Raw genomic sequence first — 15275 nt, forward strand, 5'->3', positions numbered from 1 at the left:
GGGGGTCTGAGGCGCGGGGCGGAGCCCCTGGGGGCGGGGCCGCACGTGCGAGCGGCGGGCACTCGGGGGGTCCCGGGTGCCCGCCGCTCGGCGGGGTGCAAGGGGTCAGACCACGATCAGCGCGTCCAGCGGGGCCCCACCCAGCGCACCGGCCAGCCGCAGGCGCCCGGGCAGGAACGACAGCTCCATCAGGACCGCCACGCCGGCGACCTCCGCCCCGGCCCGCCGGATCAGCGAGAGCGAGGCTTCGGCGGTGCCGCCGGTGGCCAGGACGTCGTCGATGACCATGACGCGGTCACCGGCCGACAGATCCTCCGCGTGGACCTCGATCTCCGCGGTCCCGTACTCCAGCTCGTACGACTGCGCCAGCGTCGCCCCCGGCAGCTTCCCGGCCTTGCGCACCGGAACGAAGCCGATCCCGGCCTGTACGGCCACCGGGGCCGCCAGGATGAACCCGCGCGCCTCCAGCCCGACGATCTTCGTGGCCCCGTACCGGCCGGCCAGCGCCACCAGCGCGTCCGTCAGCGCCGCGAACGCCTTCGCGTCCGCCAGCAGCGGGGTGATGTCCTTGAACATCACGCCCGGCTTCGGGTAGTCCGCCACGTCCTTGATCCGGCTGAGCAGCAGCTCGCGCACGTCCTCGGGCAGGGGCGCCGCCGTCACGGGCGCCGCCCCGGCTGCCGGCCCTGCGCCACGACCTGCGGCTCGTCCCCGACGGGGCCCTCGCCGTCCGCGGACTCGCCCTTCGCCGCCGCGGCCGCCCGCTTCGCGAGCACCCGCTTCTTCAGGGCCTTCATCGCCGGCTCGCGCTCCTTGAGGTCGACGACCAGCGGGGTCGCGATGAAGATCGAGGAGTACGCGCCGGCCGCGAGGCCGACGAACAGCGACAGCGAGATGTCGTTCAGCATGCCGGCGTCCAGCAGGCCGCCGCCGATGAACAGCAGGGCCGCCACCGGGAGCAGCGCCACGACGGTGGTGTTGATCGAGCGGACCAGCGTGCCGTTGATGCTGCGGTTGGCGATCTCGCTGTACGTGAAGCGGGTCTGCTTGGTGATGTCCTTCGACCCCTCCTTGAGACCGTCGAAGACGACGACGGTGTCGTAGAGCGAGTAGCCGAGGATCGTCAGCAGGCCGATGACCGTACCCGGCGTGACCTCGAAGCCGACCAGCGAGTAGATGCCGACCGTGATCGTCAGGTCGTGGATCAGGGCGATCAGCGCCGCGACCGCCATCCGCCACTCGAAGGCGATGGCCAGGTAGATCACCACGAGGACCATGAAGATGCCGAGGCCCGTCCAGGCCTTGTTGGCGATCTGCTCGCCCCAGCTGGGGCCGACGAGGTCCGCGTTGATGTCGGCCTCGGTGACCTTGAGGTCGGTGGCGAGCTGCTTCTTCACCGTGGTCGCGGTGTCGGTGTCCAGACCGGAGATCTGGATCCGCAGGCCGCCGGTGCCGAGCTCCTGGACGATCGCGTCGTGGCCCGAGGCCTTCTCCGCGTCCTCGGTCGCCTTGGCGACGGAGACGGCCGTCTTCGGGGTGGTGAAGACGGCACCGCCCTTGAACTCGATGCCCATGTTGAGGCCTTGGACGGCCAGGGCCGCGATCGCCGTGATGGTGATCAGGATGGAAACGCCGTACCAGATGAAGCGCTTGCCGACGAAGTCGTAGCCGACCTCACCGCGGTACAGCCTGGCGCCGAGATCTCCCAGCTTCGACATCTCTCACGCCTCCTTTGCGTCGACGGGGGCGGGTGCGGCGGTACGGCGGGACCGGCGCAGCGGCGGCTTCGCGCCGAGCCGCTTCGGGTCCAGCCCGGACCACGGGTGACCGCTGGCGAAGAACTTCGTACGGGCCAGCAGCGTCATGATCGGCTTGGTGAAGAGGAACACCACGACCACGTCGAGCAGGGTGGTGAGACCCAGCGTGAAGGCGAAGCCCTGCACCTTGCCGACGGTGACGATGAACAGCACCGCGGCCGCCAGGAACGACACGAAGTCGGAGACCAGGATGGTGCGCCGGGCCCGCGGCCAGGCGCGCTCGACGGCCGGACGCAGGGTGCGGCCCTCGCGGATCTCGTCGCGGATGCGTTCGAAGTAGACGATGAACGAGTCCGCCGTGATGCCGATCGCGACGATGGCACCGCAGACGGCGGGCAGGTTCAGCGCGAAGCCGATGCCCTTTCCGAGGAGCGCCATGATCGTGTAGGTGAGGATCGCGGACACCAGGAGGCTGATGATGGCGACGAAGGCCAGGCCCCGGTAGTACACGAGCAGGTAGATCACCACGAGCAGCAGGCCGATGGCGCCGGCGATGAGGCCGGCCTTCAGCTGCTCGCCGCCGAGCGCGGCCGTGACGGTGGTGACGCTGTCCTCGCTGAAGGACAGCGGCAGGGCGCCGTACGAGAGCATGTTGCCCAGGTCCTGCGCGGACTGCTGGGTGAAGCCGCCGGAGATCTCGGCGTTGCCGCCGGTCAGCGCCTGGCTGACGGACGGGTCGGAGATGACCTGGCCGTCGAGCACGATCGCGAACTGGTTCTGCGGGGCCTGCTTGGTGGCGAGCTCACCGGTGATCTTGGCGAACTTGTCGGCGCCGTTGTCGGTGAACTGCATGGTGACGATCCACATGCCGCGCTGCGGGTCGATGATGCCCTTGGCGTCCTTGACGTCCTTGCCGTCGACCTGCGCCGGGCCCAGGATCCACTTGCCCCAGGCGGCGCCGCGCTGGCCGCAGGCGATCATCGGGTCTTCGGGCTTGACGCCCTTGCCGGCGGCCGCGCGCTGCTCCTCGTTGGTGCAGTCCAGCTTGGCGAAGGCCTCCTGCAGGCCCGCGGCGGCGGTGTCCTCGCCGGTCGGGGGCGTGGAGGGGGACGGTGCGCCCGATGCCGAGCCCGACGGGGTCGGAGCGGCCTTGTTGTCGTCTGCCTTCTTCGACTCGCCACCCGAGGGGGTGGGAGTGGGGGCGTTCGGGGCCTTGAGGGCCTCGCTGAGCGCACGGCCCTGGGAAGTGGCGCTGGACGACGGGGTGGCCGACGGGGACTTGCCGTCCTCGGCCTTGGGAGCGCCGGAGCCGCTCGCGGAGGGGCTCGGGCTCTGGGCGCCCTCGGGCGCGGCGGGGGCGCCGTCGGCGAAGGCGAGGACCGGGCGGAAGTACAGCTGGGCGGTGGTACCGACCTGCTCGCGCGCCTGCTGCTCGTTCGTCCCCTTGGGGATGTTCACGATGATGTGGTCGCGGCCCTGCGTCTGGACCTCGGCCTCCGACACGCCGAGACCGTTGACGCGGCGCTCGATGATGCCGACCGCCGTGTTCATGTTGGTCTCGTTGATCGCGTCCGGCTTGCCGGGCTCGCTCTTGGCCTTGAGCGTGATGCTCGTGCCGCCGGCGAGGTCGATGCCCAGCCGGGGAGTCGTCTGCTTAGAGAGGAACATCCCCGCGGTGAGCGCCACCATCGCGATCAGGATGATCGCCAGGGCACGCCCCGGCCTCCCCTGAGCCCCCGTGGGCCGCCGGCCCTTCTTCGGTGCTGCCACCTTGTCGTTTCTCCCTGTCCAACCGTCCCGCGCCGGGTCAGCGCGCGGACGGCCACGAAATGTGTGGTGGGGACCCCTGCCCCCCGCAGAAGTGGGTCGCTGGCCGGGACCGCGACGGCCGCCGATCAGGCGCCTTCGCGGTCCCCGGCCCGAGCGCTACTTGGCGCCGGGCTCGCCGTCCGCCTTGCCGTCCTTGGGCTCGTCGTCCTTCGGCTCGTCCTTCTTGCCGAGGTCGAGCTTGGGGGCCGCGTCCTGGTCCTTCTCCGTGAGCGAGGAGGCGTCGTCGGGGACGACCGGCGTGTCGATGGTCAGATCATCGGTGGCGCCGTGGACGATGCGGTTGTATTCCGCGTCCTCGAGGACGGCGCCGATGGCGTTCTTCGCGTAGATCGCGTGGACGCCGGGAGCCACCTCCAGGGTGACGGTGTCGTCGCCGATCTCCTTCACCGTGGCGTACATGCCGCCGATGGTGCGGACCCCGGTGCCGGGCGTCATCTGGTCGCGCATCTGCGCGGCCGCCTGCTGCTTCTTCTTCGCGGAGCGGGTCATCAGGAACATCGCCCCGATGAGCACGATGAACGGGAGGAGTGTCACGAGATTCACGGGACGGAGATCCTTCGCACGACCGCACGCGGACGGCGGCCATTTCTACGGGGGTGGGCATGCCGACCCGAAAGGTCGGCATCGGCGGAGTCTAGGCGAGTCCGCACCGATGGAACAACGCCCAGCATGGCACCGCAGTTCCTGAGGGCGCGAACGTCCGCGCCGTCAGGCCCCGAACAAGCCCTGTTGTCCGCTTGATCCGCTCCCGTGCTGCTGGGGCGGTACGAGTCCCAGGTGGGACCAGGCGGCGGGGGTCGCGACCCGGCCCCTGGGGGTGCGTGCCAGCAGGCCCTCGCGGACGAGGAAGGGCTCGGCGACCTCCTCGACGGTCTCGCGCTCCTCGCCGACGGCGACGGCGAGCGTGGACAGGCCCACGGGCCCGCCGCCGAAGAGCTTGAGCAGCGCCTCCAGGACGGCCCGGTCCAGCCGGTCGAGCCCGCGCGCGTCCACCTCGTACACCTGGAGGGCGGTACCGGCCACCTCGCGGTTGATCACGCCGTCGGCGCGCACCTGGGCGTAGTCGCGGACGCGGCGCAGCAGGCGGTTCGCGATGCGGGGGGTGCCGCGGGAGCGGCCGGCGATCTCGGCGGCGCCGGCGGTGTCGATCTCGACGTCGAGGAGGCGGGCGGAGCGGTGGATGACGCGCTCCAGCTCCTCGGGGGCGTAGAACTCCATGTGTCCGGTGAAGCCGAAGCGGTCGCGCAGCGGGGGCGGCAGCAGGCCGGCCCGGGTGGTCGCCCCGACCAGGGTGAAGGGGGGCAGCTCCAGCGGGATCGCGGTGGCCCCGGGGCCCTTGCCGACGATCACGTCGACGCGGAAGTCCTCCATGGCCATGTAGAGCATCTCCTCGGCGGGCCGGGACATGCGGTGGATCTCGTCGAGGAAGAGCACCTCGCCCTCCTGAAGGGAGGAGAGGATGGCGGCGAGGTCGCCGGCGTGCTGGATGGCGGGGCCGGAGGTGATGCGGATGGGCGCGCCCATCTCGGCCGCGATGATCATCGACAGGGTGGTCTTGCCGAGGCCCGGGGCGCCGGAGAGCAGGACGTGGTCGGCGGTGGCGCCGCGCTGCTTGGCCGCCTTGAGGACGAGGTCCAGCTGCTGGCGGACCTTCTCCTGGCCGACGAACTCCTCGAGGTCCTTGGGACGCAGCGCCGCCTCGACGGCGGTGTCTTCCCCGTCGGCGGCCGGCGCGACAATGCGGTCGCTCTCGTCGTCCCAGTTCACGGTGTCAGTCTGCCTTCTCGGTTCGTACGGTGGTCTGCCGGGTCGGGCCGGTCCCCGCGGGGGTCTCCCCCACCCCGCCCTTTCGCCGTCTCCCGGGCTCCGCCCGGACGGCTGGATCCGCCGGCGCCGTCCAGCCGCACGGGGCGGGCGGCACCAGCCGAAAGCCAGCCTCACCGCGTTCGAGGCGCCGGGTCCGGGGCGGCGCCCCAGGGGCGGCGCCTCACCTAGCGGGCTCGGTTCAGGGACTGGAGGGCTGCTCGCAGGAGCTGGGGTACGGGGGCAAAACCGCCGGAGGCAAGGGCGGCCTCGGCCTGCGGCGTCACCGCGGAGACGGCCTCCTCGGCCTCGCGGGAGGCGTAGCCCAGGCCGATCAGGGCCGCGGCCAGCTGCTCCGTCCACGGCGCCGGACCCGCCGCGGCGGCCCGCTGCGCCCCCACCAGGCCGCTGGAACCGAGGGGGGCTCCCAGCTTGTCCTTGAGCTCCAGCAGCAGCTTCTGCGCGCCCTTCTTGCCGATCCCCGGCACCGCCGTCAGCGCCTTCTCGTCGCCCGTCGCGACGGCCGTCCGCAGCGCGTCGGGGCTGTGCACCCCGAGCATCGCCTGGGCCAGCCTGGGACCGACCCCGCTCGCGGTCTGGAGGAGTTCGAAGACCTGCCGCTCGTCGTCGTCGGCGAATCCGTACAGCGTGAGCGAGTCCTCCCGTACGACCAGCGAGGTCGCCAACCGGGCCTGCTCGCCCACCCGCAGGCTCGCGATGGTGTTCGGCGTGCACTGCACGGCCATGCCCACTCCCCCGACCTCGATCACGGCCAGGGTGGGGGCGAGAGCGGCGACGGAGCCGCTGACGAAGGCGATCATCGGGTACGGCCTTTCGAGCCTGAGGCGTGCAGGGCGACCGCCTGCTGGAGGCGGTTCTGGGCGGGGGCCCGCCAGATGTGGCAGATGGCCAGGGCGAGGGCGTCGGCGGCATCGGCCGGCTTCGGCGGTGCGTCCAGCCTGAGCAGGCGGGTCACCATGGCACCGACCTGGGCCTTGTCGGCGCGGCCGCTGCCGGTGACGGCGGCCTTGACCTCGCTCGGCGTGTGCAGGGCGACCGGAATGCCGCGCCGGGCCGCGCACAGCATGGCGACGGCGCTCGCCTGGGCGGTGCCCATCACGGTGCTCACGTTGTGCTGGCTGAACACACGTTCCACGGCGACGACTTCGGGCCGGTGCGTGTCGAGCCATTCCTCGATGCCCTGCTCGATGGCGACGAGCCGGGCGCCCAACTCCGCGTCCGCGGGCGTCCGTACGACCCCCACCCCGAGCATGGCCAGGGGGCGGCCGGCGACTCCTTCGACTACGCCGATACCGCAGCGCGTCAGCCCCGGGTCCACGCCGAGTACGCGCATCCCGCCCCCTCCTCGATCACCTGTCCGTGTTCGTGCAGGGTATCGGGACCCACTGACAATGCGGCCAAAGCGACGGGCCGACAGGGTGTGTCCTGTCGGCCCGTCGTGGAATCGCTGCCCTGCTCAGGCGTCGACCTTCTCCATGACCTCGTCCGAGACGTCGAAGTTGGCGAAGACGTTCTGCACGTCGTCGCTGTCCTCCAGCGCGTCGATCAGCTTGAAGATCTTGCGCGCGCCCTCCTCGTCCAGCTCGACCTGCATCGAGGGGACGAAGCTGGCCTCGGCCGAGTCGTAGTCGATGCCTGCGTCCTGGAGGGCGGTGCGGACCGCGACCAGGTCGGTGGCCTCGCTGATGACCTCGAAGGACTCGCCGATGTCGTTGACCTCTTCGGCACCGGCCTCGAGCACCGACTCCAGGACGTCGTCCTCGGAGAGTTCACCCTTGGGCAGGACGACGACGCCCTTGCGGTTGAACAGGTACGAGACGGAGCCGGGGTCGGCCATCGAGCCGCCGTTGCGGGTCATGGCGACCCGCACGTCGGAGGCGGCGCGGTTGCGGTTGTCGGTGAGGCACTCGATGAGCACCGCGACGCCGTTCGGGCCGTAGCCCTCGTACATGATCGTTTCGTAGTCGGCGCCGCCGGCCTCGAGGCCGCCGCCGCGCTTGACCGCGGAGTCGATGTTCTTGTTCGGGACCGAGCTCTTCTTCGCCTTCTGGATGGCGTCGAACAGCGTCGGGTTGCCGTCGATGTCCGCGCCGCCCATCCGGGCCGCGACCTCGATGTTCTTGATCAGCTTCGCGAAGAGCTTGCCGCGCTTGGCATCGATCACGGCCTTCTTGTGCTTCGTCGTAGCCCATTTAGAGTGGCCGGACATCCGCCTGTCTCCTTCGCGTCACCAACAGTGTTCGTCTCCGATCCTACCGGGACCTGTTTACAGCCCCGCGCGCACCATGTCGACGAAGTACGCGTGGACTCGGTCGTCACCCGTCAGTTCGGGGTGGAACGACGTCGCGAGGACGTTGCCCTGGCGGACGGCGACCGTGTGGCCGTCGTACGTGGCGAGGACCTCGGCGGCGGCGCCGACGGACTCGACCCACGGGGCGCGGATGAAGACGCCCTGGACCGGGCCGCCCTGCACGCCCGCGAAGTCGATCTCCGCCTCGAAGGACTCGTTCTGCCGGCCGAAGGCGTTGCGGCGCACGATCATGTCGATGCCGCCCAGGGTCTCCTGGTCGTCACGGCCGTCCAGGAGCTTGTCGGCGAGCATGATCATGCCGGCGCAGGTGCCGTACACCGGCATGCCGGCGGCCACGCGCTCGCGCAGCGGCTCCAGCATGCCGAACAGCACGGCGAGCTTCGACATGGTCGTGGACTCGCCGCCGGGGATCACCAGGGCGTCGACCTCGGCGAGCTCCTCGGGACGCCGGACCGGCCTGGCCACGGCGTCCGCCGCGGCCAGGGCGATCAGGTGCTCCCGTACGTCGCCCTGAAGGGCCAGGACACCAATCACGGGGGTGGTCATGGCAGTGACTACCAGCCGCGGTTGGCGTAGCGCTCGGCCTCGGGGAGGGTGTCGCAGTTGATGCCGACCATGGCCTCGCCCAGGTTGCGGGACGCGTCCGCGATGATCTTCGGGTCGTCGTAGAAGGTGGTGGCCTTCACGATGGCGGCGGCACGCTTGGCCGGGTCGCCCGACTTGAAGATGCCGGAGCCGACGAAGACGCCCTCGGCGCCCAGCTGGCGCATCAGGGCGGCGTCGGCCGGGGTGGCGACGCCACCGGCGGAGAACAGGACGACCGGGAGCTTGCCGAGCTCGGCGACCTCCTTGACGAGCTCGTAGGGGGCGCGCAGCTCCTTGGCGGCGGCGAACAGCTCGTTGTTGTCGTAGCCGCGCAGGCGGGCGATCTCGTTCTTGATCTGGCGCAGGTGGCGGACGGCCTCGACGACGTTGCCGGTGCCGGCCTCGCCCTTCGAGCGGATCATGGCCGCGCCCTCGGCGATGCGGCGCAGGGCCTCGCCCAGGTTGGTGGCACCACAGACGAAGGGGGTGGTGAAGGCCCACTTGTCGGAGTGGTTGACCTCGTCGGCCGGGGTCAGGACCTCGGACTCGTCGATGTAGTCGACGCCGAGGGACTGCAGGACCTGGGCCTCGACGAAGTGGCCGATGCGGGACTTGGCCATGACGGGGATCGAGACGGCCCCGATGATCTCCTCGATCATGTTCGGGTCCGACATGCGCGCCACGCCGCCGTCCTTGCGGATGTCGGCGGGGACCCGCTCGAGGGCCATCACGGCCACGGCGCCGGCGTCTTCGGCGATCTTCGCCTGCTCGGCGTTGACCACGTCCATGATCACGCCGCCCTTGAGCTGCTCGGCCATGCCGCGCTTGACGCGCGAGGTGCCGATGGCCGACTCAGCGGACTGGGGGGTGGTGGGAAGCGTGCTCACGGATTGACCTCACTCGAAAGGAAGACGGGTGCTACGGGTGCTACTCCACCGAGCAAACCCCACCGACCAGTCCACTACAAGGGCCAATGTGGAGTCAGTGGCCTCTCCACTTGTCCCCGGCGGCCCTGGCGGGCGCCGTGCCGATCAGACCGGCCTCTCCGCCAGGTCCGCCGGAGGCTCGTCGTCCATTTCGAAGGCCAGCGGGAAGGGCGCGTGCCCGGCCAGCCGGAACCAGCGGACCTTGCGGTGCCTGCGCAGGGCCCGTGCGGCCCGTACGGAGTCGTTGTGGAACCGGCGCGCCATGGGCACCCGCCGTACGGCGGCGGCCAGCTCCTCGGCGGCCTCCGCCCCGCCGGGCGCGGCCTTCAGCACCTCGACCTGGTCGGCGTCGGCGAACACCGCGCGCAGCGCCTGGCTGAGCTCGCTCTCGGCGACCTCGCGGTGCTCCTCCTCGGCCTGCCGCGCGGCGTGCGCGGACTCGTACAGCACGAGGGAGGACGCGGGGTCGAGCACTCCGGAGGCGGCCACCTCCACCACCACGGAGGCCCGACGTACGAGCTGCGCGTCGAGCGCGGCACGGGCGGCGTCCATCCGGGAGTGCAGCCGGTCGAGCCGGCCGGCGGTCCAGCTGAGGTAGACCCCGATGACTCCGAGCGCCAGGGCAATCCAGACAAGGGTTTCGATCACGCTGCGCGACCTTACCGCTCCCCGCGCCCCCGACCGCCACCGCCCGTGGCCAGGGCCCCGCACCGGCGCGCAGGCTGCGTGATCCACATCGTCCGGGGGGAACCTGGCCCCACGCGCCACCGCATAGCGCCGGCCGGGGCCGGGGCGCTCAGGCGGACGGGTCCCGGGTGAGGCCGAGGCGGGTGCGCAGGGGGACGCGTTCGTCCGCGGCCACCGCCGCCGCGCCGTCCGTCACCGTCTCGTAGACCGCGAGGATGTCCGCGCCGACCGTGGACCAGTCGAAGCGGCGCACGTGGGCCGAGCCGCGCTTGCTCAGCTCCGCGCGGCGGGCCGGGTCGCGCAGCAGGGCGATCGCGCCGGTCGCGAGGGCGTCGGCGTTCTCGTTCGTGAAGAGGTCGCCCGCGCCGCCCTGGTCCAGGACCTGCGCGAAGGCGTCCAGGTCGGACGCCAGGACCGTCGCGCCCGCCGAGAGGGCCTCGACCAGGATGATGCCGAAGCTCTCGCCGCCGGTGTTCGGGGCCACGTACACGTCGACGCTGCGCAGCAGCCGCGCCTTGTCCTCGTCCGAGACCATGCCGAGGAACTCGACCCGGGACCGGAGTTCGGCCGGCAGGGAGGCCACCGCCTCCTCCTCGTCACCGCGGCCGGCGACGAGCAGCCGTACCTCCGGGCAGGCCGCCACGATCTTCGGGAAGGCCGCCATCAGCACCGGCAGGCCCTTGCGCGGTTCGTCGATGCGGCCGATGAAGCCGAGGGTCTGGCCGGACCAGTCGGGATTCGGCTCCGCGGCCGCGAAGAAGTCCACGTCGACGCCGTTGGGGATCACGACCGCGTCGCCGCCGAGGTGCTCGACGAGCGTGCGCCGGGCGTACTCGCTCACCGCGATCCGCGCGCTGATCTTCTCCAGGGCCGGCTGGAGGATCGGGTACGCGGCGATCATCGCCCGCGAGCGCGGGTTCGAGGTGTGGAAGGTCGCCACGATCGGGCCCTGCGCCGCCCAGCAGGCCAACAGCCCCAGCGAGGGCGAGGCCGGCTCGTGGATGTGGATGACGTCGAAGGTGCCCTCGTGCAGCCAGCGCCGCACCCGGGCGGCGGAGAGGAAGCCGAAGTTGAGGCGGGCGACGGAGCCGTTGTACGGCACCGGCACGGCGCGGCCCGCCGAGATGACGTACGGCGGCAGCGGGGTCTCGTCGTCCGCCGGGGCCAGGACCGACACGTCGTGGCCGAGGCGGATCAGGTGCTCGGCCAGGTCCCGGATGTGGAACTGGACGCCGCCCGGCACGTCCCACGCGTACGGGCACACGATGCCGATCTTCACTACGGGCTCTCCCCCTGGTCGGTCAGGTCGTCCAGCCACAGCCGCTGCAGCATGTGCCAGTCCTCCGGGTGCTCGGCGATGCCCTTCGCGAACACGTCCGCGACCACCTGGGTCATGGCCGCGGTCTTCTCGGCCCGCGTCCCCGTCTTCGGCACTTCCACCTCGGGGTGGATCCGGCCGTACAGCTTCGGCGTGTCCCCGTAGTAGAGGGTCGCAGGAAGCAGGACCGCCCCCGTGTGCTGCGCCAGCAGCGCCGGCCCCGCCGGCATGCGCGCGGCGGCGCCGAAGAAGTCCACCTCGATCCCGGAGGCGGACAGGTCCCGGTCCGCCACCAGGCAGACCAGGCCGCCCGCGCGGAGCCGGCGGGCGAGGGTGCCGAAGGCGGCGCCCCCGCTGTGCGGCAGGACCTCCATGCCGAGGCTTTCGCGGTAGGCCACGAAGCGGTCGTAGAGGCTCTCGGGCTTGAGCCGCTCGGCGACCGTGGTGAACGGCACGCCGATGTGGCCGGTGGCCCAGGCCCCGGCGAGGTCCCAGTTGGCCAGGTGCGGCAGGGCGACGACGACCCCGCGCCCGGAGGCGAGGGCCTCCCGCAGGATGTGCTCGTCCTTCATCTCGACGTCCGAGCCGAACCGGCTCGGGTCCATGGCCGGCAGCCGGAAGGATTCCATCCAGTACCGCATGTACGAGCGCATGCCCGCGTGCGACAGCTCGCGCAGCCGTTCCGGGGTCGCCTCCGGCACCACGCGGGCCAGGTTGGACTCCAGCCGCAGCACGCTCTTGCCGCGCCGCTTCCACGCCACGTCCGCGATCTTGCGGCCGAGGGCCACGGCGGCCGGTTCCGGGAGCTTCTTCACTCCCGCCCAGCCGAGCCCGTACAGCCCGTCGACCAGTTTGTCCCGCGCCGCGCCCATCAGGCCGCGCCTCCCTCGGCGGCGGACGCGGCGGCGTCCGCCTCGGCCGACTCGCGGCGTACGGTCACCACTCGCTGGATCAGTGTGACGAGCGAGCCGACCGCCACGATCCACAGCGCGACCGGCAGCAGCACCCCGATCCAGGACGGCACGCCGAAGGTCTGCAGACCGGACAGGCCGGCCGCGACGAGCGAGATCACCAGCCGCTCGGCGCGCTCGACCAGTCCGTTGACGGCGACGGGCAGGCCGATCGACTCGCCGCGGGCCTTCGTGTACGACACCACCTGGCCGCTGGCCAAGCAGAAGATCGCCACCGCGCACAGCGCGTTGTCGTTGCCGGAGCCCGCGTACCAGAGCGCGAGTCCGCCGAAGATCGCCGCGTCCGCCACCCGGTCGAGGGTGGAGTCGAGGAAGGCGCCCCACCGGCTGGAGACGCCGGCCTGGCGGGCCATGTTCCCGTCCACCAGGTCGGAGAAGACGAAGAGGGTGATGGTGATCGTGCCCCAGAAGAACTCGCCCCGGGGGAAGAAGACCAGCGCTCCCGCCACCACTCCGGCCGTGCCGATCAGGGTGACCGCGTCCGGGCTCACCCCCCGCCGGAGCAGAAAAGCGGCGAATGGCGTGAGAACACGCGTGAAGAATGCACGCGCGTACTTGTTCAGCATGGCCTTCCCGGAGGGTCGCTGGGCCGCACGGCCACCACGGCCACCGGCTGGCCCATCGTAGCCAGCACGCCGCCCCGCGCACGCCGCGCACCCACCGGTTCGCGCCGCGTAAGACGTACGTCACGTTCCGGACCGTCCCCCGCCCCCCTCCGGTACGACGTATGGACGCGGTGTGACACCAGTGCAAAGCTCGAAGAGCGCCCTTTCCCTCCTCGAGGCACCGCAGGAATCCACCCTCCTCACCGTCACCACCGGGAGGCACGAGAATCATGGGAGCCACCTCACACCAAGCCGGAGCCGCCGGCAGGGCACTGACGGCCGACCGCCCCTCCTCCGTACGGAACGTCGTGCTGGTCGGCCACAGCGGATCCGGCAAGACCACGCTGGTCGAAGCGCTCGCCCTGACCGCCGGAGCGGTCAACCGGGCGGGCCGGGTCGAGGACGGTGCCACGGTCTCCGACTACGACGAGATCGAACACCGCCGACAACGCTCCGTCCAGCTGTCCCTCGTCCCCGTGGAATGGGGCGGAATCAAGATCAACATCCTGGACACCCCCGGATACGCCGACTTCGTCGGAGAGCTCAGGGCCGGTCTGCGCGCCGCGGACGCGGCCCTCTTCGTCGTCTCGGCCTCGGACGGCATCGACGGCGCCACCCGTATGGTCTGGGACGAGTGCGAGGCCGTGGGCATGCCGCGCGCCATCGTGGTCACGCACCTGGAGGCCGCCCGCGCCGACTACGCGCAGATGGCCAACATCTGCGGCGAGATCTTCGGCGCCGACGACCCCGACGCCGTCATCCCGCTCTACCTGCCCTTGCACCGCCCCGCCGGCCCCGACGGCCACGCCCCCGTGTCCGGCCTGCTCGGCCTGCTCTCCCAGCGCGTGTACGAGTACACCTCCGGCGAACGCGTCGAACGCGATCCGGACCCCGCCGAGCTCGCCCTCATCTCGGGCGCCCGCTCCCGCCTCATCGAGGGGATCATCGCGGAGAGCGAGGACGAGAGCCTCATGGACCGCTATCTCGGCGGCGAGGACATCGACATCAAGACCCTCGTCGACGACCTGGAGCGCGCCGTGGCCCGCGGCACCTTCCACCCCGTCCTGATGGCGGCGCCCGCCGCCGAGGGCGCCCGGCAGGGATTGGGCACCGTGGAACTCCTCGAACTGATCACCGGCGGCTTCCCCCCCCCCCTGGAACGCCCCGCCCTCACCGTCACCGCCCCGGACGGCTCCCCCCGCCCCGCCCTGACCTGCGACCCGGCCGGCCCCCTCCTCGCCGAGGTCGTCAAGACCTCCTCCGACCCCTACGTCGGCCGCGTCTCCCTCGTACGCGTCTTCTCCGGCACCCTGCACCCCGAGGAGACCGTCCACGTCTCCGGCCACGGCCTCGCGGACCGCGGGCACGAGGACCACGACCTGGACGAGCGGATCGGCGCCCTCAGCTCCCCCTTCGGCAAACAGCAGCGCACCCTCACCCGGTGCATCGCCGGCGACCTCGCCTGCGTGGCCAAACTGACCCGCGCCGAGACCGGCGACACCCTCTCCGCCAAGGACGACCCGCTCCTCATGGAGCCCTGGGCCATGCCCGATCCGCTGCTCCCCCTCGCCATCGAAGCCCACAGCAAGGCCGACGAGGACAAGCTCTCGCAGGGCCTGGCCCGCCTCGTCGCCGAGGACCCGACCATGCGGCTGGAGCAGAACCCGCACACCCGCCAGGTCGTCCTGTGGTGCCTCGGCGAGGCCCACCAGGACGTCGCCCTGGAGCGGCTGCGCACCCGCTACGGCGTCCAGGTCGACCCGGTGCCCCACAAGGTGAGCCTGCGCGAGACCTTCGGGGCGAAGGCGGCGGGCCGCGGCCGGCACGTCAAACAGTCCGGCGGCCACGGCCAGTTCGCCATCTGCGAGATCGAGGTGGAGCCCCTGCCGCCCGGCAGCGGCATCGAGTTCGTCGACAAGGTCGTCGGCGGCGCCGTACCGCGCCAGTTCATCCCGTCCGTGGAGAAGGGCGTCCGCACCCAGGCCGCCCGCGGGGTCGCCGCCGGATATCCGCTGGTCGACGTGCGCGTCACCCTCCGCGACGGCAAGGCGCACTCGGTGGACTCCTCCGACGCCGCCTTCCAGACCGCCGGCGCGCTCGCCCTGCGCGAGGCCGCCGCCGAGGCCCGCATTCACCTCCTGGAACCCGTCGCCGAGCTCGCCGTCGTGATCCCCGACGAGTACGTCGGCCCCGTGATGAGCGACCTCGCGGGCCGCCGCGGCCGGGTCGTGGGAACCGAACAGGCGGGGGCGGGACGCACCCGGGTCCGCGCCGAGATCCCCGAGATCGAGATCGGCCGCTACGCCGTCGAGCTGCGCTCCGTCTCGCACGGCACCGGCCGCTTCGCCCGCAGCTACGCCCGCCACGAGCCCATGCCGCCCCAGATCGCGGAGAAGGTGCGCGACCAGACGGCGAAGGGAACGTAGTTGACATGACGTCGGGAGACGCCGTCCACCCAACC

15 protein-coding genes are annotated in these 15275 nt (G+C 71.6%); 1 reads left to right on the forward strand and 14 read right to left on the reverse strand.

From position 1 onward, the window contains the following. Positions 1–105: 105 nt before the first annotated feature. The 14 genes from BGK67_RS08275 to pgsA form a co-directional block, all read right to left on the reverse strand. The gene (locus tag BGK67_RS08275; RefSeq protein ID WP_107488945.1) at positions 106–648 is read right to left on the reverse strand and encodes an adenine phosphoribosyltransferase; all 543 of its coding nucleotides are present in this window, start codon (positions 646–648) and stop codon (positions 106–108) included. 11 nt (positions 649–659) lie between these two features. Beyond that, positions 660–1718 (reverse strand): protein translocase subunit SecF, encoded by a 1059-nt coding sequence (secF, locus tag BGK67_RS08280; protein ID WP_069919471.1) that lies wholly within the window; start codon positions 1716–1718, stop codon positions 660–662. Between the two features lie 3 nt (positions 1719–1721). After that, a complete protein-coding gene (gene secD, locus BGK67_RS08285; protein ID WP_079154082.1) occupies positions 1722–3527 on the reverse strand; it encodes a protein translocase subunit SecD in 1806 nt (601 codons plus the stop codon). Positions 3528–3683: 156 nt separating this feature from the next. Continuing rightward, positions 3684–4130 carry a preprotein translocase subunit YajC gene (yajC, locus tag BGK67_RS08290; RefSeq protein ID WP_069919472.1) on the reverse strand — a complete coding sequence of 149 codons (447 nt, stop codon included), beginning with the start codon at positions 4128–4130 and terminating at the stop codon, positions 3684–3686. 165 nt (positions 4131–4295) lie between these two features. Continuing rightward, positions 4296–5354 carry a Holliday junction branch migration DNA helicase RuvB gene (gene ruvB, locus BGK67_RS08295; RefSeq protein ID WP_069919473.1) on the reverse strand — a complete coding sequence of 353 codons (1059 nt, stop codon included), beginning with the start codon at positions 5352–5354 and terminating at the stop codon, positions 4296–4298. Positions 5355–5578: 224 nt separating this feature from the next. After that, positions 5579–6211: a Holliday junction branch migration protein RuvA gene (ruvA, locus tag BGK67_RS08300; protein ID WP_069919474.1), complete on the reverse strand. Its 633-nt coding sequence runs from the start codon at positions 6209–6211 to the stop codon at positions 5579–5581. Continuing rightward, complete coding sequence (ruvC, locus tag BGK67_RS08305) at positions 6208–6744, reverse strand: crossover junction endodeoxyribonuclease RuvC (protein WP_069919475.1); 537 nt, start codon at positions 6742–6744, stop codon at positions 6208–6210. Before ruvC ends, ruvA begins: the two co-directional genes overlap by 4 nt. Before the next feature lie 123 nt (positions 6745–6867). Next, a complete protein-coding gene (locus BGK67_RS08310) occupies positions 6868–7620 on the reverse strand; it encodes a YebC/PmpR family DNA-binding transcriptional regulator (protein WP_069919476.1) in 753 nt (250 codons plus the stop codon). Between the two features lie 57 nt (positions 7621–7677). Further along, a complete protein-coding gene (gene pdxT / locus BGK67_RS08315; protein ID WP_069919477.1) occupies positions 7678–8268 on the reverse strand; it encodes a pyridoxal 5'-phosphate synthase glutaminase subunit PdxT in 591 nt (196 codons plus the stop codon). A gap of 8 nt (positions 8269–8276) precedes the next feature. Beyond that, positions 8277–9194 carry a pyridoxal 5'-phosphate synthase lyase subunit PdxS gene (gene pdxS, locus BGK67_RS08320; protein ID WP_069919478.1) on the reverse strand — a complete coding sequence of 306 codons (918 nt, stop codon included), beginning with the start codon at positions 9192–9194 and terminating at the stop codon, positions 8277–8279. Positions 9195–9338: 144 nt separating this feature from the next. Further along, on the reverse strand, positions 9339–9881 hold the full coding sequence (locus BGK67_RS08325) for a hypothetical protein (RefSeq protein WP_069919479.1): 543 nt from the start codon (positions 9879–9881) through the stop codon (positions 9339–9341). 148 nt (positions 9882–10029) lie between these two features. Next, positions 10030–11199: a glycosyltransferase family 4 protein gene (locus BGK67_RS08330; RefSeq protein WP_069919480.1), complete on the reverse strand. Its 1170-nt coding sequence runs from the start codon at positions 11197–11199 to the stop codon at positions 10030–10032. Beyond that, positions 11199–12110 (reverse strand): phosphatidylinositol mannoside acyltransferase, encoded by a 912-nt coding sequence (locus BGK67_RS08335; RefSeq protein WP_069919481.1) that lies wholly within the window; start codon positions 12108–12110, stop codon positions 11199–11201. The genes BGK67_RS08330 and BGK67_RS08335 overlap by 1 nt, the downstream gene beginning before the upstream one ends. Continuing rightward, positions 12110–12775 carry a phosphatidylinositol phosphate synthase gene (pgsA, locus tag BGK67_RS08340; protein ID WP_069919482.1) on the reverse strand — a complete coding sequence of 222 codons (666 nt, stop codon included), beginning with the start codon at positions 12773–12775 and terminating at the stop codon, positions 12110–12112. Before pgsA ends, BGK67_RS08335 begins: the two co-directional genes overlap by 1 nt. Before the next feature lie 269 nt (positions 12776–13044). Here pgsA and BGK67_RS08345 point away from each other — a divergent pair, with 269 nt between their 5' ends. After that, positions 13045–15240, forward strand: a complete 2196-nt coding sequence (locus BGK67_RS08345; protein ID WP_069919483.1) for an elongation factor G-like protein EF-G2 — start codon at positions 13045–13047, stop codon at positions 15238–15240. The last annotated feature ends 35 nt before the right edge of the window (positions 15241–15275 follow it).

The organism is Streptomyces subrutilus, assembly GCF_001746425.1.
GTDB lineage: Bacteria > Actinomycetota > Actinomycetes > Streptomycetales > Streptomycetaceae > Streptomyces > Streptomyces subrutilus_A.

Bases quoted from the DNA above. Each gene is read 5' to 3' on its own strand.
- secF (WP_069919471.1), bottom strand. From the start codon at position 1,718: ATGTCGAAGCTGGGAGATCTCGGCGCCAGGCTGTACCGCGGTGAGGTC.
- ruvA (WP_069919474.1), bottom strand. From the start codon at position 6,211: ATGATCGCCTTCGTCAGCGGCTCCGTCGCCGCTCTCGCCCCCACCCTG.
- ruvC (WP_069919475.1), bottom strand. From the start codon at position 6,744: ATGCGCGTACTCGGCGTGGACCCGGGGCTGACGCGCTGCGGTATCGGC.
- BGK67_RS08310 (WP_069919476.1), bottom strand. From the start codon at position 7,620: ATGTCCGGCCACTCTAAATGGGCTACGACGAAGCACAAGAAGGCCGTG.
- pdxT (WP_069919477.1), bottom strand. From the start codon at position 8,268: ATGACCACCCCCGTGATTGGTGTCCTGGCCCTTCAGGGCGACGTACGG.
- BGK67_RS08335 (WP_069919481.1), bottom strand. From the start codon at position 12,110: ATGGGCGCGGCGCGGGACAAACTGGTCGACGGGCTGTACGGGCTCGGC.
- pgsA (WP_069919482.1), bottom strand. From the start codon at position 12,775: ATGCTGAACAAGTACGCGCGTGCATTCTTCACGCGTGTTCTCACGCCA.
- BGK67_RS08345 (WP_069919483.1), top strand. From the start codon at position 13,045: ATGGGAGCCACCTCACACCAAGCCGGAGCCGCCGGCAGGGCACTGACG.